Source organism: Bacteroides sp. Marseille-P8574 (assembly GCF_902825465.1).
Lineage (GTDB): Bacteria > Bacteroidota > Bacteroidia > Bacteroidales > Bacteroidaceae > Bacteroides > Bacteroides uniformis.
This window is the reverse complement of the sequence record NZ_CADEBE010000001.1, coordinates 1,286,593-1,311,416: the sequence shown is the minus strand read 5'-3', so window position 1 is coordinate 1,311,416 and position 24,824 is coordinate 1,286,593. Positions and strand designations below refer to the sequence as shown.

General features: G+C 41.2%; 12 protein-coding genes and 1 pseudogene. 11 read left to right on the top strand and 2 right to left on the bottom strand.

Annotated features, from left to right (window positions below):
- Positions 1 to 5: 5 nt before the first annotated feature.
- Positions 6 to 800 carry a 16S rRNA (adenine(1518)-N(6)/adenine(1519)-N(6))-dimethyltransferase RsmA gene (gene rsmA / locus HUX74_RS05545; protein ID WP_117599307.1) on the bottom strand — a complete coding sequence of 265 codons (795 nt, stop codon included), beginning with the start codon at positions 798 to 800 and terminating at the stop codon, positions 6 to 8.
- A 135-nt stretch (positions 801 to 935) separates the two neighbouring features.
- Between rsmA and HUX74_RS05540 the strand changes: the two genes are divergently transcribed.
- From HUX74_RS05540 to HUX74_RS05510, 7 genes are all read left to right on the top strand, one after another.
- Positions 936 to 1,922 (top strand): lysylphosphatidylglycerol synthase transmembrane domain-containing protein, encoded by a 987-nt coding sequence (locus tag HUX74_RS05540; RefSeq protein WP_117599308.1) that lies wholly within the window; start codon positions 936 to 938, stop codon positions 1,920 to 1,922.
- A gap of 337 nt (positions 1,923 to 2,259) precedes the next feature.
- Entirely contained in the window at positions 2,260 to 3,717 is a 1,458-nt protein-coding gene (locus HUX74_RS05535) for an aminoacyl-histidine dipeptidase (RefSeq protein ID WP_117599309.1), read from the top strand.
- 700 nt (positions 3,718 to 4,417) lie between these two features.
- The gene (locus HUX74_RS05530; RefSeq protein ID WP_174646334.1) at positions 4,418 to 10,303 is read left to right on the top strand and encodes an alpha-2-macroglobulin family protein; all 5,886 of its coding nucleotides are present in this window, start codon (positions 4,418 to 4,420) and stop codon (positions 10,301 to 10,303) included.
- Positions 10,304 to 10,922: 619 nt separating this feature from the next.
- Positions 10,923 to 11,072: a hypothetical protein gene (locus tag HUX74_RS05525; RefSeq protein WP_172726709.1), complete on the top strand. Its 150-nt coding sequence runs from the start codon at positions 10,923 to 10,925 to the stop codon at positions 11,070 to 11,072.
- A 51-nt stretch (positions 11,073 to 11,123) separates the two neighbouring features.
- Positions 11,124 to 11,291, top strand: a complete 168-nt coding sequence (locus HUX74_RS20675; protein ID WP_242496963.1) for a hypothetical protein — start codon at positions 11,124 to 11,126, stop codon at positions 11,289 to 11,291.
- 669 nt (positions 11,292 to 11,960) lie between these two features.
- A complete protein-coding gene (locus tag HUX74_RS05515) occupies positions 11,961 to 12,551 on the top strand; it encodes an RNA polymerase sigma-70 factor (protein WP_117599311.1) in 591 nt (196 codons plus the stop codon).
- Positions 12,552 to 12,675: 124 nt separating this feature from the next.
- Positions 12,676 to 13,620, top strand: a complete 945-nt coding sequence (locus HUX74_RS05510) for a FecR family protein (protein ID WP_117599447.1) — start codon at positions 12,676 to 12,678, stop codon at positions 13,618 to 13,620.
- Positions 13,621 to 13,733: 113 nt separating this feature from the next.
- Here the strand turns inward: HUX74_RS05510 and HUX74_RS05505 are convergent.
- Positions 13,734 to 13,946: pseudogene (locus HUX74_RS05505) on the bottom strand (transposase); the annotation flags it as partial.
- A gap of 334 nt (positions 13,947 to 14,280) precedes the next feature.
- Between HUX74_RS05505 and HUX74_RS05500 the strand changes: the two are divergent.
- The 4 genes from HUX74_RS05500 to HUX74_RS05485 all read left to right on the top strand — a co-directional run bounded on the left by HUX74_RS05500 (position 14,281) and on the right by HUX74_RS05485 (position 24,801).
- Positions 14,281 to 17,628 (top strand): TonB-dependent receptor, encoded by a 3,348-nt coding sequence (locus HUX74_RS05500; protein WP_117599312.1) that lies wholly within the window; start codon positions 14,281 to 14,283, stop codon positions 17,626 to 17,628.
- Positions 17,629 to 17,680: 52 nt separating this feature from the next.
- A complete protein-coding gene (locus HUX74_RS05495; RefSeq protein ID WP_117599313.1) occupies positions 17,681 to 19,165 on the top strand; it encodes a RagB/SusD family nutrient uptake outer membrane protein in 1,485 nt (494 codons plus the stop codon).
- Between the two features lie 244 nt (positions 19,166 to 19,409).
- Positions 19,410 to 22,700 (top strand): DUF5107 domain-containing protein, encoded by a 3,291-nt coding sequence (locus HUX74_RS05490; RefSeq protein ID WP_172726695.1) that lies wholly within the window; start codon positions 19,410 to 19,412, stop codon positions 22,698 to 22,700.
- A gap of 151 nt (positions 22,701 to 22,851) precedes the next feature.
- The gene (locus HUX74_RS05485) at positions 22,852 to 24,801 is read left to right on the top strand and encodes a hypothetical protein (protein ID WP_117599315.1); all 1,950 of its coding nucleotides are present in this window, start codon (positions 22,852 to 22,854) and stop codon (positions 24,799 to 24,801) included.
- Positions 24,802 to 24,824 lie beyond the last annotated feature (23 nt).

Here is a 24,824-nt window from a genome sequence, read left to right as displayed (position 1 = left end):
AACCATTAATCATTAATTGTTCTCAATGCCTGCTCCACTTGGTTGGTCAGTTGAATAAATTCCTTTACGGACAGTTGTTCCGGGCGTTTATTAAATAATACGTCCTCCGTCAGTGGACAGTCTTTGCCGAGTATCGGTTTTATGGAGTTCCGCAGTGTCTTGCGTCGTTGGTTGAACGTGGTTTTCACTACTTGCTTGAACAATTTCTCGTCGCAGCCTAAATCGTGCGTTTCATTGCGCATCATGCGGATGACGGCACTTTTAACTTTTGGGGGCGGGTTGAAGACATGTTCGTGTACCGTAAACAAGTACTCCACTTTGTACCATGCTTGTATCAGTACACTTAGGATTCCGTATGTCTTGCTGCCCGGCCCAGCGGTTATGCGCTCGGCTACTTCCTTTTGTATCATACCCGTACAGCAGGGAATCAGATCCTTATATTCCAGCACTTTGAAGAATATCTGGCTGGAGATATTATAAGGATAGTTTCCCGTCAGCACAAAAGGTTGCCCGCCAAACAATCGTTGCAGATTCATTTTGAGGAAGTCGTCCTCAATGATGTTGTCTTCCAGTTGCGGATAGGCTTCCCGTAGGTAGGCCACTGACTCGTAGTCCAGTTCTACTACTTTGACGTTGCGTTCTTTGGGCAGAAGAAACTGGGTCAGCACTCCCATTCCCGGACCAACTTCGAGGATGGGAATTTCGGGACAGACATCTACCGTGTCGGCAATGTCTTGTGCCACTTTCAGGTCTTTCAGGAAGTGTTGCCCGAGAAACTTTTTAGGTTTAACTACTCTCATGTATCAACTAAATCATTACTTTTGCTCCGTAAACGTAGGCTGTAACGTGAACAACAACCTATCTTTACACGGAGCAAAGGTAGTTCTTTTCAATGAAGAATGAAGAATGAAGAATGAAGAATTTGGGAATATCGTATGAATAAGCTGCTAAAAAAGACGTTGAAAATCATCTTACCCATTTTATTGGGTGGTTTTATCTTCTATTGGGTATATCGTGATTTTGACTTTTCAAAGGCAGAAGAAGTTCTACTTCATCAGACGAACTGGTGGTGGATGTTGTTGTCCTTGTTCTTCGGTGTGATGAGCCATGTGTTGCGAGGCTGGCGTTGGAAGCAGACTTTGGAGCCTCTGGATGCTCATCCCAAAACAAGCGATTGCGTCGATGCCATTTTCGTATCTTATGCCACCAATCTGGTACTGCCCCGTGTGGGAGAGGTTTCACGTTGTGGAGTACTTGCCAAATATGATAATGTTTCCTTTGCGAAGTCCTTGGGGACGGTGGTGACAGAGCGGTTGGTAGATACGCTTTGCATTCTGTTGATTACGGGGATTACTTTTTTGGTGCAGATGCCCGTTTTTTTTCGTTTTTTTGAGGAGACGGGCACCAAGATTCCATCACTGATGCATCTTGTGACTTCTCCTTGGTTTTATGTGGCTCTTTTTTCTATTATTGGTGTTCTGGTACTTCTCTATTTTCTGTTGCGTATGCTCTCTTTTTTTGAAAAGGTGAAGGGGGTAGTCTTGAATATATGGGAAGGTGTGATGTCGCTTAAGAATGTGAAGAATGTGCCTTTGTTTGTTCTTTACACTTTACTTATTTGGCTATGCTATTTTTATCATTTCTATATAACTTTCTATTGCTTCCAGTTTACAGAGCACCTTAGTTTCCTTGCCGGAATGGTGATGTTTGTCGGAGGAACGTTTGCAGTCATTGTTCCTACGCCCAACGGGGCAGGTCCCTGGCACTTTGCTGTCATCACTATGATGATGCTTTATGGGGTAAATGCTACGGATGCGGGTATCTTTGCGCTGATAGTGCATGGCATACAGACGTTGCTGGTGATAGTGCTGGGCATCTACGGGGCGTTGCACCTGGTGTTGGCGAATAGGACAAAGAAATAGACGTTTCTTGTGGTGGGTTCCTATATTGTTATTTCTTATGTTAGAGGACAGAAACAGTTATTTATAGAGAACCACTGTAGTACTCCTTTAAAAGTACTGTAATACTTCTTTGCAATAACTTCGGCATTTCCTTATATGTACTGGAGTCGTAAAGGTTGTTGGAAGATTGGTTTCTTTAAACGATATTGTTGCTTGTATATGGAAGCGGGAGAAATTCCTAAATGATGTAAAAGCCATATTTAAGATAGCCGATGATTTAGTACTTTAGAAAAATCCCGGTTTATTGTACTTTCCGAGAATAAACCGTTATATTTGCGAAAACTAACTTTTTAGAATTATGAGTACAATCTTACAGTTAGCTCCACAGAATGTATGGAAGCACTTTTATTCACTGACCCAGATTCCCCGTCCGTCAGGACATATGGAGAAGATTACCAAATTCCTTATTGATTTTGGAAAAGGCTTGGGGTTGGAATCATTTGTCGACGAGGTCGGCAATGTTATTATTCGTAAGCCTGCCACTCCGGGTATGGAAAACCGCAAGGGCGTCATCCTTCAGGCGCATATGGACATGGTGCCCCAGAAGAACAACGATACTATCCACGATTTTACAACAGATCCCATTGAAACCTATGTTGACGGTGATTGGGTGAAAGCCAAAGGAACTACGCTGGGGGCAGATAATGGTTTGGGAGTGGCTGCTATTATGGCGGTACTTGAAGATAATAACTTGAAGCATGGTCCATTGGAAGCCCTGATTACCAAGGATGAAGAAACGGGAATGTATGGTGCATTCGGTTTGAAACCGGGAACTATGCAAGGGGAAATTCTGCTGAACCTTGACTCTGAGGACGAAGGAGAACTCTATATCGGCTGTGCCGGTGGTCTTGATATTACTGCTACTTTGGAATATAAGGAGGAGATGCCTATGGTCGATTTCGTTGCTCGTAAAATTACGTTGAAAGGTTTGCGTGGCGGTCATTCCGGTTTGGAAATCAATGAAGGGCGCGGTAATGCCAATAAATTGTTGGCACGCATCGTACATGATTTGCTGATTGAGTTTGACTCCCAGCTGGCAAGTTTTGAAGGTGGCAATATGCGTAATGCTATCCCCCGCGAAGCACATGCGGTATTGGTGTTCAATCCTGAGGATATGGACGGTTTGGAAGATTATATGAAGGAATACGAGGCACAACTGAATGACGAATATGCTCCGATTGAAAGTGGTATTACTCTGAGTGTAGAAGAGGTGACTCTACCTGCTGCCGTTGTTCCCTCAGAAATCCAGGATAATATGATTAACGTGTTGATGGCTTGCCAGAATGGTGTGATGCGTATGATTCCTACTGTTCCCGATACTGTAGAAACCTCCTCTAATTTGGCTATCGTAACCATTGCAGATGGTAAGGCCGAAGTTCGTATTTTGGCGCGTAGTTCTTGCGATACAATGAAGGATTTCCTGGCAGACAGCCTGACAGCTTGTTTCGCTATGGCAGGTATGAAGGTGGAATTGAGTGGTGGTTATTCCGGATGGCAGCCCAATGTGGATTCTCCTATACTGCATGCCATGAAGCTGTCCTATAAGCAGCAGTTTGGTGTGGAACCTGCCGTGAAGGTTATTCATGCAGGTCTGGAATGCGGTATTATTGGTGCCAATTGTCCAGGACTCGATATGATTTCTTTCGGTCCCACTTTGCGTTCTCCGCATTCACCGGACGAGCGTGCATTAATTCCTACTGTTTCCAAGTTCTATGATTTCTTGGTGGCTACATTGGAGCAGACTCCTGAAAAGTAGAGAATACTTTATGTTATGAATAGGGGCGGGGTGCTTTATAAGTATCCTGCCTTTTTTATCTGTGACAGTTTGTCCTCTTTCTGCCAGAATGTCTCGGACTTATTACAATGCATGTCAATATCCTTTCACTTTCTCCTTGAAAATTGACTTAAGTCAAGAAATGTGTTATAAAACATGTTTTCTATCCATTTTTTGCTTGCTATCTTGAACAAAGGCTCTATTTTTGTGTTGTAAAACATGAAAACAATAGAAAACTAGTAGATTTTTTAAGGATAACAAGATTGATTTTAGGAGGATAACAAAATGAAAGTGTTAAAGAGTTTTTTTAAGCATGTCGGCGAAGCCGATAAGAACATTTGGGGATATGTAATGCTTTAAGCATTCCTTCCCTTTCGTGAAGTATCGAATTTTAGTTTTCAGGTATTGGTTTAATTTTTTAAGATTATGAAAAAGAAGATTGCAAATTCATTTAAGCACATTCTTACCGCCGCTGGTAAGAATTGGATGGAGGCAATGAGATATTATAGCCTCCAAATGTGAGTACACTAACATTTAAGTATAGAACAAGGGATATGTTTGCAAACATATCCCTTGTTTTTTTGTAGGAGTAGAATAAGATTTTTTATATCTAAAAGTACATTTGTTTGAACTTTATTCACTTCCTTTGTTAATTAATACAAAGACTAACAAACGAATAATCATGAGAGTAATTCAAAGAATTTGTAGCATATTGTTGCTGCTGGTTACATTCGGGGTTTCGGCATTGTATGCGCAGACGTACGATAAGTTGTGGAAGCAGGTGGAGCAGGCTCAAAAGAAAAGCCTGCCTCAAACAGTGATAAAACTGGCTGATGAAATCTATCGGAAAGGTCGGCAAGAGAAGAATGCTCCGCAAATGTTGAAAGCCTACATTTGTAGGGAGACTTATCAAGGGGGGCTGACTCCGGACAGCCTTTACTCCAGTCTGAAATATATGGAATCTTGGGCACAATCGGAGAGGAATCCGGTGAACAAGGCTATTCTACATTCTTTGTTGGCATATGAATATGCTGACTTGATGCGGAAGAATCGCCGTGTCTTGCTGTCACGTACTCTACTGGCTGTTGACGAGGTCCCGGAAGATATCCGTGAGTGGAGTATCAGCCAGTTTGTGGATAAAATAGATAGGTGTAACCGTGCATCCTTGCAGGATTCCATCCGCTTGCTTGATACATCTGCAGAAAAATATGTGCCTTTTGTGGTGTTGGAAGACGGTAGCCGGTTCTATGGGCACGATATGTACCATCTATTGGTAAGCCGTGCTGTTGATGCTTATCGGCAGCTGGATGGTTTCAGTGTGGATTCTTTGGTACAGACCCGTATCGAAAGGATTTATCTGGATATGATGAATGCTTATCGCCATCGTGCCGGTTCGGAAGATGCTATGTTGCTCTGTTCTCTTGATTATTGGAGCTGGAAGCTGACCGGTGGTATCAGCCAGCAGCCTTATCCTACTTTCCGAATGCGTCAGGAAAAGGCTAATCGGGAATATCTTGAGGTTTTGGATAAATTGATAAAGGAATACGGTTCACGAGAGGTTTGTGCCGAGGTTTACATTCATAAAGCCAACCACCTGCGCCGTTTGGAACCGAAACGCGCTGATGAGGCTCTAAAAGTCTGTGAAGAAGGCTTGAAGCGCTATCCTGCGTATAAGCGTATCGATGAATTGAAAAATATCCGTGAACAGATTTTACAGCCTGAACTCATTCTGACTATGAATGAAAGCGGTTATCCCGGCGATTCGGTAAATATGAGACTGCATTATCGTAATGTCGGGGGCTTCACTCTCAACTTATATGCCACTACTTTAAGTGAAGTGCCTTGGATGGACCATGGTATAAATAAAGATACTTATAGAAAATATACCCGGAAGTTTTCTTCCACGCATTTTGGCTTAAAGCCGTTGCCAGGCAAGGATAAATTGCCTGAAGATGTCCCTTATCTTGCCTCGGACACTGTATTTAAGTTCATGATACCTCGGGAAACGGGAGTCTATATTCTTCAAATAGTACCTGATGCTGAAACGGCCCGTACAGATGATAAATTTTTGGTATCTACTCGCTTCAAGGTGCTGACATTGAATTTGGGTGACGACCGTATGGAAGTGGTTACATTGGATGCCCGTAGCGGACAGCCGATTGCTGATGCCAAGGTGAGTTTCTACTCTTCTTATGATGAGAAGAATAGAAAAGTGATGGCAGAGGTACTGACTGATGCCGGGGGGAAAGCTGTATTACCCTGGCAGAGCGGAATCCGAAGTTATGTGGCGCGTAAAGGCAGAGACACAGGTATGATGCCGCAGAATGTTTATATGAATCATTCTTATTACGGTATTAAGGATACAGATTGGAGGCAGATGGCATTGCTGACAGACCGTTCGCTTTATCGCCCCGGGCAGACCGTCCATGTAAAAGGAATAGCTTACAAACAGAACAGTGATAATGCCCAGGTGCTACAAGGAGTTGATTATGAGCTTGTCTTGTTGGATGCCAACCGAAAGGAACTTGCCACCAGGAAGGTGCAGACCAATGATTTCGGCTCTTTTGCTACGGAGTTTGTACTTCCGGCAGCTTGCCTGAATGGCATTTTCAGTATACGGACTAAAGAGCCTCAATCTACCGTCACTTTTAGGGTAGAGGAGTACAAGCGACCTACGTTTGAGATTGCCTTCACTCCGGTTTCGGAAGCTTACCGACTGGGGGGCAAGGTAGTGTTGAAAGGAAATGTCAAGGCTTTCAATGGCATGATGGTACAGGATGTGCCATTGGCATATACGGTGACTCGCCGGAATCCGAGACCTGGCTATTGGAGCAATGCTGATAAACCATTACTGTCTGACACCATACAATTGGATGCCAACGGGGATTTTTCCATACCCTTGACTTTAGAGGTTCCGGTTGTAGATACAGACGGGTATGGAAGTGTGTATACTTATCATGTGGAGGCGGTGGTGACGGATGAGGCTGGTGAAACGCAGTCCGCTTCGTATAACTTGCTGGCAGGCCCTAAGGCTTATTCCTTTGATGTCCGCCTGCCTCAATATGTTTGTAAGGAAGATAGCATGCTGTTCACTTTTAGAGTGAATAATATGATGAATGTTCCTCAAGATATGAAAGGCTCCTATTATCTGTATCCATTAACAGAACGGGATCGGGGGAGGAATATAGGAGACTCTGACCCTTTGACTGATGTAATATTAGAGGGGGACTTCATGGCCAATCGGCTCCAGGATTTTTCGGCTTGGAACAAGCTTCCTTCAGGTAACTATCGTTTGAAACTTTCCGTGCGTGATAGTTTGGGACGTGAAGAGAATAACGGGGCATATGGCAGTGACAGTTTCATGCTCTTTTCAAAGAGTGACAAGCGTCCGGCTGCGTTTACAGATTTCTTTTATTATAAAGAAAATGAGGAATTTGATGTACAGCACCCTGCCGCTTTTCTGTTGGGGACTTCTTATCGGGATGCATATGTGCTGATGGATGTATTTTGTGAGAGAAAACGCATTGAAAGCCGTGTGTTGCAGTTGAATGATACTATTATCCGTATGGAATTCCCTTATAAGGAAGCATATGGCAAGGGAATCACCGTTCTTTTCAGTTTTGTGAAAGATGGTGAGATGTATAGCCATCAGGTTGAACTGAAGAAGCGGCAGCTTGAACGTGCTCTCGGCATGAAATGGGAAGTGTTCCGTGACCGTTTGCATCCCGGACAAGAGGAAGAGTGGAAGCTCGTCATAAAGACGCCTCAAGGTATGCCTGCTGCGGCTGAAATGCTGGCTACGATGTACGACGCTTCACTGGATAAGATTTATAAGAGTAACCAGATACTACGGGTCTTCTATCCGGATAATCTGTATGGAGCATTCCGTGGTGCGAGCCGTTATAATAGCAATTACTTCTCCATTTATTTCCCGTTGAAGGCTTGGAGGGTTCCGGTGTGGTCGTTTGACCACTTCTGTTCTCCTTATATGGATGGAAGGATGCGGATAGTGATGGTGGAAGACAATGCGCTTTTGGAAGAAGTAAGTGTTGTGGGATATGGGACTACCCGGAATGGCTCTTTGACCGGTAATCTTAGAATACGTGGTGCCAACCAGCTAATGCTTGCTTCCAAAGCAGAATCTGGGAATGCCGTTGAAGTAAAATATGTTCCTGCACAAGTAGTGGAAGATGTTGTTTTTGAATCGGAAACGATACCGGTTGGCGAGGCCTTGCAACCTATTGAGGGACTTCGCACCAATTTTGCCGAAACAGCCTTTTTTTATCCTCAACTTCGTACCAACGAACAAGGGGAGCTTGCATTTTCCTTTACGATGCCGCAGAGTTTGACCCGTTGGAATTTCCGTGGTTACTCACATACTAAGGATATGCTGACTGGGATGTTGGATGCTTCTGTTGTAACTGCCAAGGAGTTTATGCTGACGCCGAATATGCCTCGGTTTGTCCGCGTAGGAGATAAAACACAGATAGCCGGAACAATAGCCAATCTGACGGGTAAAGCGGTGAAAGGAACAGCTGTATTCACACTGTTCGACCCTATGACAGAGAAAGTTATTGCTACTCAGCGTCAGAAATTCTCGGTAGAAGCAGGAAGAAATACTGCTGTCAACTTCCATTTCGATGTGTCCGACTGCTATGATTTGCTTGGTGTCCGTATGGTCGCTGATGGAGGCACGTTCAGCGATGGCGAGCAGCATCTGTTGCCCGTATTAAGTGATAAGGAGTATATTACGGAAACGCTTGCTATGCCTATTCGTGGCGAAGAGACCCGTACGTTCTCATTAGACAGCCTTTTCAATCATAATAGCCGTACAGCGACAGACCGTCGTCTAACTGTAGAATTTACAGGGAATCCGGCTTGGTATGCTGTACAAGCGTTGCCGGCATTGAGCCTGCCTGCCAATGATAATGCCATTTCTTGGGCTACAGCTTGGTATGCCAATAGTCTGGCAGGCTTCATTGCCAACAGCCAGCCCCGCATTAAGACTGTATTTGACAGTTGGAAGGCTGCCGGTGGCACGAAAGAAACCTTCCTCAGCCAGTTGGAGAAGAATCAGGATGTGAAGAATATCCTGCTCAGCGAGTCTCCGTGGGTACTGGAAGCTACTACTGAAGCCGAACAGCAGGCACGTATTGCCACGCTGTTTGATATCAACCAACTGAATAACCGCAATCTTTCCGCTTTTACCAAATTGAAAGAATTGCAGGGTGAAGACGGTGGATGGAGCTGGTATAAAGGAATGTCCGGTAGCCGCTATATAACTGGCTATATTACAGAATTACTTGTTCGTCTTCCTCTGCTGACGAAAAATGAACTGCCTGAAGAAGTTGCCGCCATGCGGCAGAAAGCTTTCGGCTATTTGAATCGGCAGGCTTTGGAAGAGTATCGCAATATCCGTAAAGCGGAAAAAAACGGTGCCAAGATTACTGCCAACTCCGAATCGACAATGACATATCTGTATCTGATAGCCCTTAGCGGCGAACAAGTGCCGGCAGACAATCAAGCGGCTTACTGCTATTTCCTATCAAAAGTAGGTGCTAATCTTAAAGATGGAACCATGAGCAGTAAGGCGCAGTCTGCCATCATCCTGAAAGCAGTAGGGCGTACAGCCGAGGCGAATGAATTCATCGCTTCCCTCAAGGAACATCTGGTACAGACGGATGAACTGGGTGCATACTTTGCTTTCCAAGCAAATCCGTATAACTGGGGTATGCTGCCCATCCCTGCCCATGTGGAAGTAATGGAAGCCCTGCGTATGGCAGGTGGCAACGATGCTTTGGTGGAGGAAATGAAACTCTGGCTGCTGAAACAGAAGCAGACTACCAGTTGGAATTCTCCGGTTGCAACGGCTGATGCTGTTTATGCATTGCTTTGTCAGGGTACTAATCTGCTGGAAAGCCGGGGAGACGTACGTATCACGTTAGGTAACAAAGTTTTGGAAACATTGTCGCCTGCAAAGACCATAATCCCGGGTTTGGGTTATGTCAAGGAAACCTTCGCTCAAGGAAGTCCGGAGCTGAAAGCTAAAACCGTCACGGTAGAGAAACGGGATGCAGGCATTGCCTGGGGAGCTGTTTATGCCCAGTATCTGTCACCCATATCTGATGTAAAGCAGCAGGGGGGTGAATTGAATGTAGAGAAGAAACTTTATGTAGAGCGTATATCGGCCGGTGGCAGCAAGTCCTTGCAACCGGTTACGGAAGGGACCGTATTATCCGTCGGTGATAAAATAGTGGCCCGTTTGACTATCCGCTTGGACCGTGCTATGGATTTTGTTCAGTTGAAAGACCAGCGGGGTGCCTGCTTTGAACCTATAGGCTCGCTTTCCGGTTATCGTTGGAGTAATGGCCTCGGTTATTATGCAGAAGTGGAAGATGCCGCAACCAATTTCTTCTTCGACCATTTGGGCAAAGGCGTTTATGTCTTGGAACACAGTTATCGTATAGCCCGTGGCGGAACATACGAAACGGGGCTGGCCACGATACAGTGTGCGTATGCTCCGGAGTATGCTTCGCATTCGGCGGGAGGGATAATTGCAATAAAGTAACAATAGAGTATGGGGCGGAGCGCAATTTGTACAAATTGCGCTCCGCTATTTTAGGTTGATGAGTATTATAGCAGGGAGTAGATTGGGAAATAAGGACTTACATCATCATTCTGGGAACTTTTCTTTTTATGCAATTTTTTCGGGTATTCAATTTGACCGATGGAGAGCAAACAGGACGCACACTTTTTTCTCTATAAAGCCTATTCTATTTAAGTAATATCTCTCATTTTTTACTAAAAAGTTGCATTCCTGATGTTTTATTTTTATTATTAGATGCAGGCTCACGCCGCTTGAGTGGGTATTACAATAGAATCAGTAGCATATGTATAATTAATTAGCCTCCGGTTTGCTGCCTAGTCATTGCCATACAACATCTCCTACAGTCTGCCTTAGCTTGAGTAACAGTCGGTATTTTTCCTGATAAGACATGTTGTATTTAAATCATCCGGTAATCCGGAACATTTATCAAACGGGTACAGGGAGATAATCTAAACAACCAAAAAAGGCGGTTGTGACGTTTCATATCTTTAATAAGAGAAAAGCACACGTCTATAGAAAAGGATTTGCTGTACCCTCTCAAGAACAATGACTTATAAACTAGTTTAAAGCTATCTTTAAAATGAAAGAAAAAATCGAGAATCAGAGAGGTATAAGGAAGACTATTCCATTATACCTGAGATTTGCAGAGTCGGCGAATGGTACCGGCAGGGATATAGGGTTTTATACTGTCAATAAAGAAAAGGAGGTCTGCCGTGCCGAACTGGGCTGATGTGGTATATAAATGTGTCGGTGACTCGAAGGAAGTGGGGCGCTGCACAAGATGTTGAAATATATAAACAATCGTAAGGCCACCATCATAAGGAACGGATTCGGCAAATGGTGGCTGAGGAATCTAGTTGGCAAACTTGGCGGGGACTGGATGACGCTCGACTGCCGTGGGGAGATAATCGGTTATGGGTTGGACGGAGATATACTTACAATTAACTAGTGTACGGCATGATGCGAGCAGTCCGGAGTCAGGGAAACAATAGAACGGGTAGTTCCGTTAATCAAGGTGTATTATCGTGAGCGCGAGCCGGGAATGAACATCTATTCCATCAATGATACGACCGGCAGGTATTTTCCGGAACCTTATTGCCTGGAGTCCTTTGACAACACACCGGAGTATTTTATGACTATCGAAGAAGCTGTCCGATATGTCTCTGGGATGGTGAGAAAAAGGGTATTTCTTAATATGAAGGCTATAAACAATGTCCTAAATGAATATATGAGATTGCTTGATAATCAGGATATGTTATATTCCTTCCATGAAATTAAGGTAGTGAAATAGAATTGATAAGATAATAAGAGAAAGTGGAGTAATACTTGATTTTTTTGTTTATTTTTTCAGGCAAGATAGAATTAAAGTATGGAAAGGCGATAAAGAAATATTATAAAGTTACTATATTTGCATTGACTGATGTCTTTCACTCGTCGGGAGTGCTGGTGCATTCTCTTGCCGTAAGGCGCTTCCTGACTGGAGAGATAGGTTAAACAAGAAAAAAGTGATACATCAACTTTACAAAAAAAGTGATGCTTTTAATTTTGCTTATTACACTTTTCTTTCGTTTTCTACAATATTTGGTTTATATTTGCCCAAAACTTACAAACGAATTTTATGTCTCTTCAAGTAGAACATATGCTGGCTTTCAACAAGCTCTACACGGAATATAGTCGTCGCTTTATCCGTTTCGCTCGCTCGTATGTGCAGACAGACGAGGAGGCAGAGGATATTGTGAACGACAGTTTCATGTATTACTGGGAAAACCGGGCTACGATTGACAACAGCAACCTGGCGGCTTACCTGCTGACCATGGTGAAACACCGCTGCCTCAATCACCTGAAGCGTCAGGTGTTGGAAGAACAGATCAAGTCTGATTTCTACTTTTTGGAGGAATGGGAGTTACAACTGAAGATAACTAGTTTGGAGGTGTGTAATCCTAACATGCTGATGTCGCACGAAATACAGGCGCTGGTGCAGCGTGCCTTGGCTGCTCTGCCGGTTCAGACACGCGAAGTATTGCTGCGGAGCCGTTATCACTCGCAGTCCAACAAGGAGATTGCCGCTGCGCTTGGTATCTCGGTCAAGGCTGTGGAGTATCATATAACGAAGGCCCTGCGGGTACTGAGGGTGGTGCTGAAGGATTACTTCCCGTTTTGGCTATTGATGTGTAGCTATTGGTTGGACGAAATGTCATGTTGGCACTGATAAAGAGCGCAGGTGTTTGACTTTCTTATTTTCCGTATTTATAATTTGTTAACATTATTATTTGCCTTTTCGTTTAGGGTTCTTTCGTTTTCGCTTGCTTATAACTATAGACAACGGAAAGAACATGGAAAAAATAACCTTACATAGATTTTTTGCGGGCGAAGCCTCGGACGCAGAGAAACGACAGATAAAGTCGTGGCTGGAAGAAGACGACAAGCACCAGCAACAGTTACTCGACGAGCGTGCTTTCTTCGATGCCATGCTGCTGGCCGACGACCGACAGGCTGCCTATCTTCGCCGTAGTGTGGCATACAGAACTTTGCGCTATGTGGGGCGTTACTCGGTGCAGTGGGTTGCCGTGTTTGCCATTGCTTTCCTATCGGCCTATTTTTGGATGACTGGACATTACGAAAAACAAGAAGAGGCCGTGAATGTAGTAAGCGTTCTTCAGGGACAGCGGGCCAACCTGACGCTGGCTGACGGAACCCGGGTGTGTCTGAATGCTGGCTCCACCTTGAGTTATCCGGCAGCGTTTGCCGGTGAAATCCGCAAGGTGGAGCTGGACGGCGAGGCCTACTTTGAGGTTAGTAAGAGCAAGAAAAAACCGTTTGTGGTACATACGCAGATGTGCGACGTGACAGTGTTGGGTACCAAGTTCAATGTAGATGCTTACTCGGACAAGAACACATTCTCGGCAGCCTTGATGGAAGGAAAGATAAAGGTAGATAACAATTACAGCCCTACAGACATAATTTACCTTTCGCCCAGCCAGCAGGTCAGTCTGAAAAACGGCAAGCTGGATGTGGCACCCATTGTAGACTACGACATCTATCGCTGGAGAGAGGGCCTAATCTGCTTTACGGACGTAAACTTTGTGGAATTGATGAAACGCATAGAGAAATACTACGGCGTGGATATGGAAGTGGAAAATACCGGTTTGGCCAGACATGTATTCAGCGGTAAGTTCCGCATATCGGATGGCATAGACAATCTGCTGCGTGTCTTGCAGAAAGATGTATATTTTGATTTTGAACGCTCTGAAGACGGAAATACGATATATATACGTTGAAATATTAACCCTTAAATTAATCTTTAATGCCTATGAATATAACTTGAAAAATATTTATTCTTCTATAACCAATTGTTATATTGTGTTAATAGTTTGCTGAAAAATGGCCAAACCTAAGTGGTTTTGGCGGTAAATAAAATGAGTTCTTTGAAAAGTTTGTCAGTAACTTGTGGGTCTGGGTTAATCCCAAACACGCCAATAAATCGTTCAAGCATATAAGCGTTGTGTATGGCTGCCTTGCATGTGAATATAGAAAATGTAATTCCAAACCTCTTGCATGCCGCTTTGGCCAAGTTGATAGCCGCAAGCGATGCATTGAAATGATATGCCATATTACTTTTTAAAGACATTTACTGAATATCCCTCTTTAGTTATACTTAGAAGAGCTAGAAGATTTGTAATTTATTAAAAACAGTGAGTTGTATAGTGCTTATCTTTCTTGTTATCAACGGGCTATCTTCTTTTTGTCTACAATTCTTATTGCTTAACCATTCGTTTCTGACAATATTTCAATGATCTCTTGTATGTTTATATAACCAGCTTTAGCCGGTTATATGTTTAACTTTTAAAATCTCGGTAAATAATTACCAATGTATTGTGTTTGGTAACGCTTTGTTTAAAAACCTTTTACTTATAACCTTTTTTATAATATTTAATTGTATGAGAACACATTTAATGAAAAAAAATTTTGTGTCCAAAGCTTATCATGTCTCTGTCGTATTCAGATCATTGGCTATGTTTTGTTTCTTGCTATTTGTATGTGTGTATAATTTGTATGCTATAGGAGCACAATCTTTAAATTCTTTGATAACTATTAATCAGAATAATGCGGAGTTGCTCCACATTATGGGGGATATTGAAAAACAGTCAAATTATCTGTTCGTTTATAATAAGGATGTAGATGTTCATCGTAGCGTTTCCCTCCATGTAGTAAATAAACCATTGAATACAGTCTTGACAGATTTGTTTGGAAATTCTGATGTCCGTTTTGCTATAGAAAGCTCTTATATTGTTTTGTCTGCAGCGAAAAACAGTGAGCGTTCGCAAAACACTGATCAAAGTGATATTAACGTTTCAGGTCGTGTCGTGGACGTCTTTGGTGAACCGATTCCAGGTGTTACTGTACAGGTTGAAGGTACCACAGTCGGTGCTATTACAGATCTTAACGGTAACTATAAATTAGCAGTTCCTTCAGAAAACAGCGTGCTTGTCTTTTCATTTATCGGATACCAGTCAGTGAAAGCTACTGTAGGTTCTCAACGGACTATCAACATTACCTTGAAAGAAGATACTCAAGCATTGGATGAAGTTGTGGTTATTGGTTATGGTACCGCACGTAAAAGCGATTTGACGGGTTCTTTATCATCAGTTAGCAGCGATTCTTATGAGCACCAGAATGTAACTCGTATTGATGAGGCTTTGCAAGGACGTGCTGCCGGTTTACAGATTTCTAACACAGTAGGTGCCCCTGGTGGTGATGTACGTATCCGTATCCGTGGTGCAAATTCTGTATTGGGAGATAATAGCCCTCTGTTCGTAATTGATGGTTTTGTTGGAGCTGACTTTAATTTGCTCAATCCTAATGACATTAAATCTATTGAAGTATTGAAAGATGCTTCTTCAACGACTATTTATGGTTCTCGTGGTGCCAATGGTGTGATTTTAGTTACTACTAAAAGTGGTAGTAAAGACGGTAAGGTATCGGTTAGCTATCAGGGAAGTGTATCAATATCTAATCAGATAAAGAAATATGAGATGTTGAGCGCAGGTGACTTTGCTACAACTGTTAATGAGCATGACAAGGCCATGGGTGTGGAGAATCTGAAGTTTACACCTGAGCAGATTGAAGAATACTATCGTACAGGTGGTTTTGATTATAATGATGCAGTGTTTCAGACAGCAATTTCTACTCAGCATCAGTTAAGTATATCAGGCGGTACAGAAAAAACTCAATATCGCGTTTCTGGAAACTTTTTGAGCATGGATGGTATTGTGCGTGAATCGGGCTTTGACCGCTATACAATCAGAGCTAATGTTAATACCAAAGTTAATAAGAAGCTATCTTTCCGTTTCAATGCTAACGGAACATACGCTTCAGGAAAGAATAATCATGGCCGTACGGGCGCAGGTAATCCTGTAGTTCAGGCTTTGGCATGGGCTCCTACTACAAATCCTTATGATGGAAATGGTGGATATGTTATTTCAGACCCTGTAGGTTCTATTAAAACCAATCCGCTTGCTATGATTTATGATACGGAGAATTTGCGTTCACGTACATTTGTCAATGTTATAGGAGGTGCTCGTTATGAGATTATTCCGGGATTGAGTGCTGATTTCCAAGCCGCAGCTGATTTGGGCTTCTATAATAACAAAACTTGGAGTGGTAACTATGCTTCTAATAATTCTCCTAGTGCATCGAAGGCTAACAATCAAGCGGTAACTCTTCAGACAACAACACAAATTTCTTATGATAAGGTATTTAAAGATATACATCATATCAATGCTGTTGTAGCTTTGGAAACTCAGAAATATGATTGGGAATCGTTGAATGGAAGTGCGTCTAATTTGAAATTCGCAGAATTGAAATACGATAACTTGGCACAAGCTGCATCTAACTCTGTTGGTTCTGATTATTCTATGTGGGCATTGTTATCTTATTTGGGACGTATTAACTATACATTGATGGACAAATATTTATTCTCTGTATCGGTACGTCGTGATGGTTCTTCTAAATTTGCTGACGGTCATAAGTTCAGTACTTTTCCTGCTATGGCTATTGCTTGGAATCTGGGAAATGAAGAGTTTATTAAGAAACTTAATATTTTTGATAAATTGAAATTGCGTGCAAGCTGGGGATTGACAGGTAGTCAGGCTATATCTCCTTATGCGACGCTGGCTACTTATAATACTTCTGTTTATTATGCCTTTACAACAGGTGGACGTACAAATGGCATTCAGATGGGTAACCCTGGCAATACAGATTTGAAGTGGGAAACTACTGAGCAATTAGATTTCGGTCTTGAACTCGGATTCTTTAATAACCGTTTGAATGTTGAATTGGATTATTTCCAGAAGCATACTCGTGATTTGCTGTTGAACAAATCCGTGCCTTATTTCTTGGGTGGTGGTAGTATTGTTTCCAATGTGGGTGACATTGAAAATAAGGGTGTTGAATTAAATATTACTGCTAAGATTATTTCGACTAAAGATTGGGGTTGGGAAAGTACATTTAATTTCTCTTCTGTTAGAAACGAAGTAACAAACCTTGGTGATGAGACGCGTATTTTTGATAATACGGATGTAATAGGCTTGAACGGTCAACCAGCTTTTGTTTATCAGGTTGGTAAACCATTAGGTTCATTGTGGGGATTGAAGTATCTAGGTCCTTGGAAAAAGGATCAAGCAGAGGAAGCAGCTAAATATGGTTGCAAACCTGGTGATGCAAGATATGAAGACTTGGATGGTAATTATGCAATTGATGGTTCTGACTATCAGATTATTGGTTGTGGTATGCCGAAATATTCTTTAGGATGGAATAACACAGTGACTTATAAAGGCTTTACTTTGAATGCATTCTTCCAGGGTTCGTTTGGAGCTGATAAACTGAACTTTACAAGAGGTTTGCACCTGATGGGTGACCGTGATGCACGCCAAGCTACATTGGCAGAGATTAAAGAACGCTATATACCTGGTATGAATGAGAACGCTTGGTTGCCGGCATGGAGTCCGACAAGTAAATGGGAGACTCAATCAACATTGTTCTTGGAAAATGCTAATTATTTACGTTTGAAAAACTTGAGTGTAAGCTATGACTTCAAAGTGAAAAAATTTGCTGATTTCAGAATATCTTTGAGTGCTACCAATTTGTTTACAATAACTAAGTATAAAGGTATTGATCCGGAGTCAAGTAATGTAGGAGGTGGAACAACGGACGTTCAGCAGGGTATTGATTATGGTGCATATCCTAACTCAAAGACTTATACATTGGGTCTGAATATTACATTCTAAATAATGATAACAGTTTTTGTCTTATTGTAATTAGTTTAAATGTTAATAGATTATGAGAAATAATATAGCAAAATATGTATTGGCAGGTTTGATCTTGTGTGGACAAACAGCTTGTTCGGATTTTTTGGAAGAAGATACGAGAGGAAAGGTTTTTGATGATGTGTTGACATCTCAAAATGGACTGGAATCTGCTTTGATTGGAGCATACAGAGGCTGGGCCAATTGCTGGACATACGGTTTTACGAATGGATGGGCAACAGAAATGACACTTGGTGGCGATGATTTGACTTGTCCTCCAGGTACGGGTAATACTCAGGAGTATGACAGATATGATGTGAAAAATACGAACTCAAGTTCTCCTGCCGTTTATTGGGGATGCTATAAAGCTATTCAGGGAGCCAATAATGTACTGGAAAATTATGAGGCATGTGTTGGTGATGCTGAGGTGATTAAGCAAATTGTAGGAGAGGCTTTTTTTATTCGTGCAGCCAGTTATTATTGGTTGGTGAGGTGCCATGGTGAGGTTCCTCTGGTACTAACTTCTGTGTTTAATGTGGATGATATATCCAAGGAACCTGCTTTGGTGAGAGATGTATATACGCAGATTGAACAAGATTTGGGCGAAGCTATATCCCGTTTGTCAGATAGCCGTCGGAATGGTGAACCGGGACGTCCCAACAAGGGTTCGGCATTGGCTATGTTGGCCGAAGTATATCTTTCAGAAGCAGGATGGCCTTTGAAAGAAACTGATAAGTATAAGCTGGCCGCTTCGACAGCTAAACAAGTTTTGGATGATAGAGCCAAATATGGTTTTGATTTTGAGGATTCTTATGCAGTCTTGTTTGAAAATGATGAAACAAATTCAGGAATTAATAAAGAGGATATCTTTACTATTCCTTGCAACAAATCCAATGGTAATACTATCAATGCCATGTATGGTTTCTGGGCCTATCCTGGAGAGTTGGGTGGCTGGGATGTAGTCTTTTCAGAATTAACTTTCTATAACGAGTTCCCCAAAGGTCCTCGCAAGGATGCTACTTTTGCAACAGAATTTGTTACTCAAGACGGAGTTCACTATAATTGGCAGGAACTGAAAAATCCAAGGCCATACTTTAAAAAATTGATGAAAAGTGAGAGCGCTCCCAATTATTATGCATTTGATTCTTCCATACCTATGCGTATGCTGCGTTTTAGCCAAACAGCTTTGACGTATGCTGAGGCTAAAGCTCGTTCTGGTGAGGGTGTTGATGCACTGGCTTATGAGTGTTTGAATACGATTAGAGAGCGTGCTGGTCTAGAAGCATACAGCGGTTTGTCTGCTGCAGAATTTGCAGATAAATGTGTGCAAGAGCGCGCTTGGGAATTATGTGGTGAGCGTGTGCGCTGGTTTGATTTAGTTCGTTTGGAAATTCTTAAGGATGTAGTTGCCAAGAAGGATCCTGCGGATAATCAGCCTTTACATGAAATTACAGAAGCTGATTATTTATTCCCGATCCCTCAGCATGATGAATTGCTTAATCCGAATTTGAATAAATAAGGCTATTAATGAAGGGTCTTTTCTTGTTGTGAGTGATGTTTAAGCGGTATGACAAAGAAAGGACCTTTCTTTTAAAATTCATGAAATGTAAAAAGCTCTTTACAAATTCATTTCGTTTTAGGCCTATTATGGCATTTTATATGAGGATTTTATTTGATAGACTTGTGAGAAGACGGATGCTTAATGCTGTCCTGGGAAAGGGAGGTGTTGCATGCTGTCTAACCACTTAATTTATTTATATACCATGATAAATAGACGTTTTTTAGCAGTTTCTTTCTGGGGATGTTGTGCCATTATGGCTTATTCCCAACAAATCGGTGAAGTAAAACTGGAGGAAAAAGTATATAACATTCCTTCATATCAACAGAATCCTCCCAATGTAATGCCCCGTTTCTATGAGGGTAAAAGTCATCAGGGAGTGCAACGCAGAATTTATCCTTATCCGTTTGATGATGGACTGACTGCAAATAAAAGAGATATGGAACATCCTATGATTCATATTGAGAATGATTATATTGATTTGGCTATAAGTACGGAATTGGGTGGACGTATTTATTATGCGGACGACAAGACAAATCAATATAATTATTTGTATCACAATCATGTAGTAAAACCCTCTTTGATTGGTATGCAAGGAAATTGGATATCGGGTAGCCTGGCATGGGGATATCCTCATCACCATGGTTCTAATACGGTGGAAAAGATGGCTTATCAGATAGAAGAGAAGGAAGATGGCAGTAAGACTGTCTGGATACGTAGTTGGGATAGGCTACATAGAATGGAGGTTGTTATAGGTTATACAGTGTATCCTGGTTCTTCTATAATAGAGATGACAATTCATCCAAAGAACAGAACGGCTATTTCTAATTCTTTTTTGTTTTGGGCTAATCCTGCTGTACATTGTGATTCTGCCTATCAGGTTATTTTCCCACCTTCGGTTAAATATGTAACTTTTCATGGGAAAAATCAGATGACTTCATGGCCTATTGCTGACAGTTGGTTTAATGGTTATGATTTTGCAGGTATGGATATCAGTTACTGGAAAAACACCCATGTACCTTCTTCTTTCTTTTCTTGGAATCCGCAGGAAGATTATTTCTGTGGTTATGACCATAATAAAGAAGCAGGAACTGCATGGATAGGTAATCATTATATATGTCCGGGAATGAAGTATTGGGCAGATGGCAATAATCCGAACGGTCTAAAAACGAATGAGGGGTTAACAGATGTTGATGGGCGATATATCGAATTGATGGCAGGATTCTATACGGATAATCAGCCGGATTATAGTTGGTTGCAACCCTATGAAACCAAAATAGGTAAAATGGTGTGGTTCCCTATTCGTGAGTTGGGTGGTTTGAAGTATGCTAACCGGAAAGGAGCGTTGAATTATTTTATAAAAGGTGATTTACTTGATTTAAGATTGAATTCTACAGAGTTGGTGAAAGATGCTGAGGTGATTGTTGTTGCTTCAGGGAAAGATATTTATCGTAAAAAAGTAACAATTAGTCCTGCTATCCCACAAAAAATCGAGTGCTCATTACCAGAAGGTATTGGAGAACTTGATTTGAAAATGAGTCTATGTAATAGTCAGGGAAGGGTGTTGCTGGAGTATGAGCCTGCTGCATATATGACAGTAGACGAGAAACGTCCGGAACCTTTGAAGCCTTTTGCTAAACCTAAAGAAATGAAATCGGTAGAGGAATTGTATTTGGCTGGTTTGCGTTTGGAACAGTTCTATAATGCTTCAGTTGACCCGATGCCTTATTATGAAGAGGCTTTGGCACGCGATCCCGAAAATTATGATGTGAACACTCAACTTGGCATTCGCTGTATAAAACGTTATGATAGGGAAGGGGCAGAGCGATATCTGAGGACAGCAGTGAAGCGGATAACATCAAATTATACGCGTCCTAAAGATGGAGAAGCTTTGTATTATTTGGGTGTTGTGTTGCGTGCACAAGGGAAAAATAAAGAAGCTTACGATTGTTTTTACAGAGCTTCCTGGTCTTCGGCATGGCATACGGCTTCTTATTTTCAGTTGGCTTCTTTGGATTGTATGAATAAAGACTATAAGACGGCTCTGTATCATTTGGATCTTTCCATCTCAACAAATGTGGATAATATGCGTGCCATTGACTTAAAGGCATATGTATTGCGCTTACTGGGACAGAGAAATGATGCCAAGTCATTGTTGGTACAAGCTTTGGATACGTGTAAGATAGATTTGATGGCTCAAAATGAGTTGTATAATATTGATGGTGAGATTTCTGCTTTAGATAAATTGGATAAGTGGTTATTGGATGACGTACAATTGTATACAGAGTTGTCACTTGAGTATGCTCAGATTTCTGCTTATAAGGAGGCTGCTGATATATTGAAGCGTTTGGAGCAAAAAGGTAATACATATCCGATGTTATACTATACCTTAGGCTATTATGCAGAAAAGCAAAACAACAAGCAGGAAGCTTTAAGCTATTATAAGAAAGCGGAGAGTATGCCTTCTGATTATTGTTATCCGTTCCGTTGGGAAGAAATTCCGATATTGGAATCGGCTATGAGAATGAATGCTGATGATGCAAAGGCGGCTTATTATTTAGGAAATCTTTATTTTGAATATCAGCCTCAAAAGGCAATAGCTTTATGGGAAGAGTCCTTAAAGAAGGATTCGGAATTTTATATTGCATGGCGTAATTTGGCATTAGCATATCAGAAATACGGTAAAGATGATGCAAAAGCATTGGTATATATGAAAAATGCTTTTGAACGGAATAAAAAAGATGCACGTCTTTTATTTGAATTGGATGAATTGAATGATGCCAATAAGCTCTGTACAAAAGAAAAGTATGAGTTGTTGAAGAAGAATTTCTCTGTTGGCAAACAACGCCCTGAAACGGTGCTTAGAATGGCTACGCGAGCTATGGAGAATGGTAATTATAAAGAGGCTCTGAAAATTATGGATGAGAACTTTATCATTGAATCGGAAGGTGCTCGTGAGCAACAGGATAATTATTTGAACAGTTACCTTATTTTGGCTATGCAGTGTTCTGCAAAGGGGCGTTATAAGGAAGCTAACAGTTATTTGGATAAAGCATTGAATTACCCAATAGGACTTTATGGGCGTTCGGTATATGCCAAAATATATTATATTGCAGGTTCTGTTTATGAACAACAGAGATTGATGGATAAGGCTAAAGTGATGTATGATAAGGTGATGGATGTTAATGTAGAGAAAGATACAGAGGCTATTTATTATAAAGCAATGGCTTTACAGAAACAAGGTGAAGAAGTAAATGCAAATACGTTGCTAAATGATATATTGAAGAATTTGGATAAGGAAACTAACAGTTTCTTTTCTCAGTTTGGTGAAAGCAATGTAAAGGTAGATAAAAGAAAATCTGCAAGACTCTATTACGAAGGTTTAGCCTATGAAGGTTTGGGTAAGAAGGATATGGCTATCCGCAAATATAAAGAAGCTTTACTCATGAACCCTGCGAATGTCTGGAGTAAGGTACATTTGAATTTTATGGATTGACTGTTATAGTTGACTAATGGTCTGCTTTATATGGGACTCTGAATAGAGAGGAATAAACTGTTTAGTGTATTTTAATTATGGAAATTCAGTATGGTCGTTTAAGGCAGGCTAATATTTATCATTGTATGGCATAATGTTAAAATTTTAAAAGATGAAAAAGATATTAGGTAAAGTATTGATGATAATAGGTTCTGTATATTTATGTGCTTGTGGACAAACGAAACCTGATTTTTGTGTTCAATTTGATAGTACAAAGGAGGTATCGGGACAGAAATTTGCTTTAAAGGATTTGAATTCGGACCTTCCTGCTGATTGGGATGGATATAACTATGTAGTGGTAGAATTTAAAAGTAGTACAGCACAACGTTTTCAGTTAGGCTTTACCACTGAAACTGGATATAATGAACTTCGTATAATGTCGTATGTTCCGAATGCTTGGAATAAATTAGCAATTCCATTAAAGTTCTTTACAGATTTGCCTGATCCTAGAGTAGATTTAGCTGCTACAAATAATTATGCTCGTTATACAGGTTGGATAAATTTGGGTGGTAAGCGCGGCCCTCTGCATCAGGTAGATTCAATAGGATTGCGTATGAGAAAGTCTATAGGTAATCCTACGATAGAATTACGTTCTATTTCTTTATCAGTAGAAGATCCTGGTGATGTGTATATGGATGAAAAACCTGCAGTGGATGAATTTGGGCAATCCAATCTTATGGATTGGCCAGGAAAGATACATTCTTTGGATGAACTACAACGTGCTTGGAAAGAAGAAGAACGTAATATGAAAGGCTGTTTATATGACTACTCAAAATACGGGGGATATATGTCTCAACGCATTAAAGGAACAGGATTCTTTCGGACGGAGAATATAGATGGTCGTTGGTGGTTAGTTGACCCTGAAGGTTATTTGTTCCTTTCTGTAGGTGTTGATTGTGTAGGTATTGGAAATGGCTTGCATGTTCGTGATTATAATAAGCGTTCTGCCATGTATAAAGAATTACCTCCTGAAGACCTTATGCGTAAAATGGGTAATGTTGACAGAAATGGAGAGGTGTCGTATTCGTATGGCTTATGGAATCTATATCGCCGGTATGGTGACGATTTTAAAGAAAAGTCTATTGATATGGTATTTAAACGTATGGATAAATGGGGAATTAATACTATCGCAAATTGGTCAAGTCGTGATATTATGTTGAAAAACAAGAAGGCGTTCCTGGTTCCGTTATCAGGTGTTGGAATCGCAGATGATTTGATGGGTTTATGTGATATATATGATCCCTCCTATACGAAAGCTTTGGATGAAAATCTGAAGAAATTCGTTAAACCTTTTGTCGGTAATCCTTGGCTGATAGGCTATTTTATTGGTAATGAACCTGCTTGGTTGGATGAAGAAGGTAGACTGTGTGAGATTATTCTGCAAGGAAAGGACAGACCTATAAAAAGAGAATTGGAGGTTTATTTACAGAAGATGGGAGACACAATGGATAGTAGGACGGCTTTTATCATTGATACATTTAGTAAGTTTTTGAAGTTGACTGATGAGTTTTTGAAGAAGCATGATCCGCAACATCTGAATCTAGGAATCCGTTTTGGTAATATAATGAAATTGGATGAGCGGATATTGAGAGCTTGTGGTGAGGTCTTTGATGTGTTTAGTTTCAATTGCTATGATCTTCGTCCTAATCCTGACATGTTAAATCGTGCCAGTACATTAACAGGTCTTCCTTTATTGATAGGAGAATATCATTTTGGTACAGTAGATAGAGGAATGGCTCAGTCATTGTGGCAGGTAGACTCTCAAGAACAGCGTGGAGTGGCTTATCGCTATTATACAGAGAATGCCTATGCACATCCAGCATTGGTTGGCACCGGATATTTTCAGTGGTGTGACCAAGACCTGACAGGAAGAAGAGATGGTGAAAACTATAATTGCGGTTTAATAGATGTAACAGATCGCCCTTATGAGGGACAGGTTCAGGCTATGATGGAAACTGCTAAGTATTTATATAAGATACATAAAGGCGAAAGAATGCCTTTTGATAAGATTCCTAATAATGCTTGTGGCCATGAATTGATTCCTGATTTATGGAATGAATAAATTAAAGGTCAACTATGTTTAAT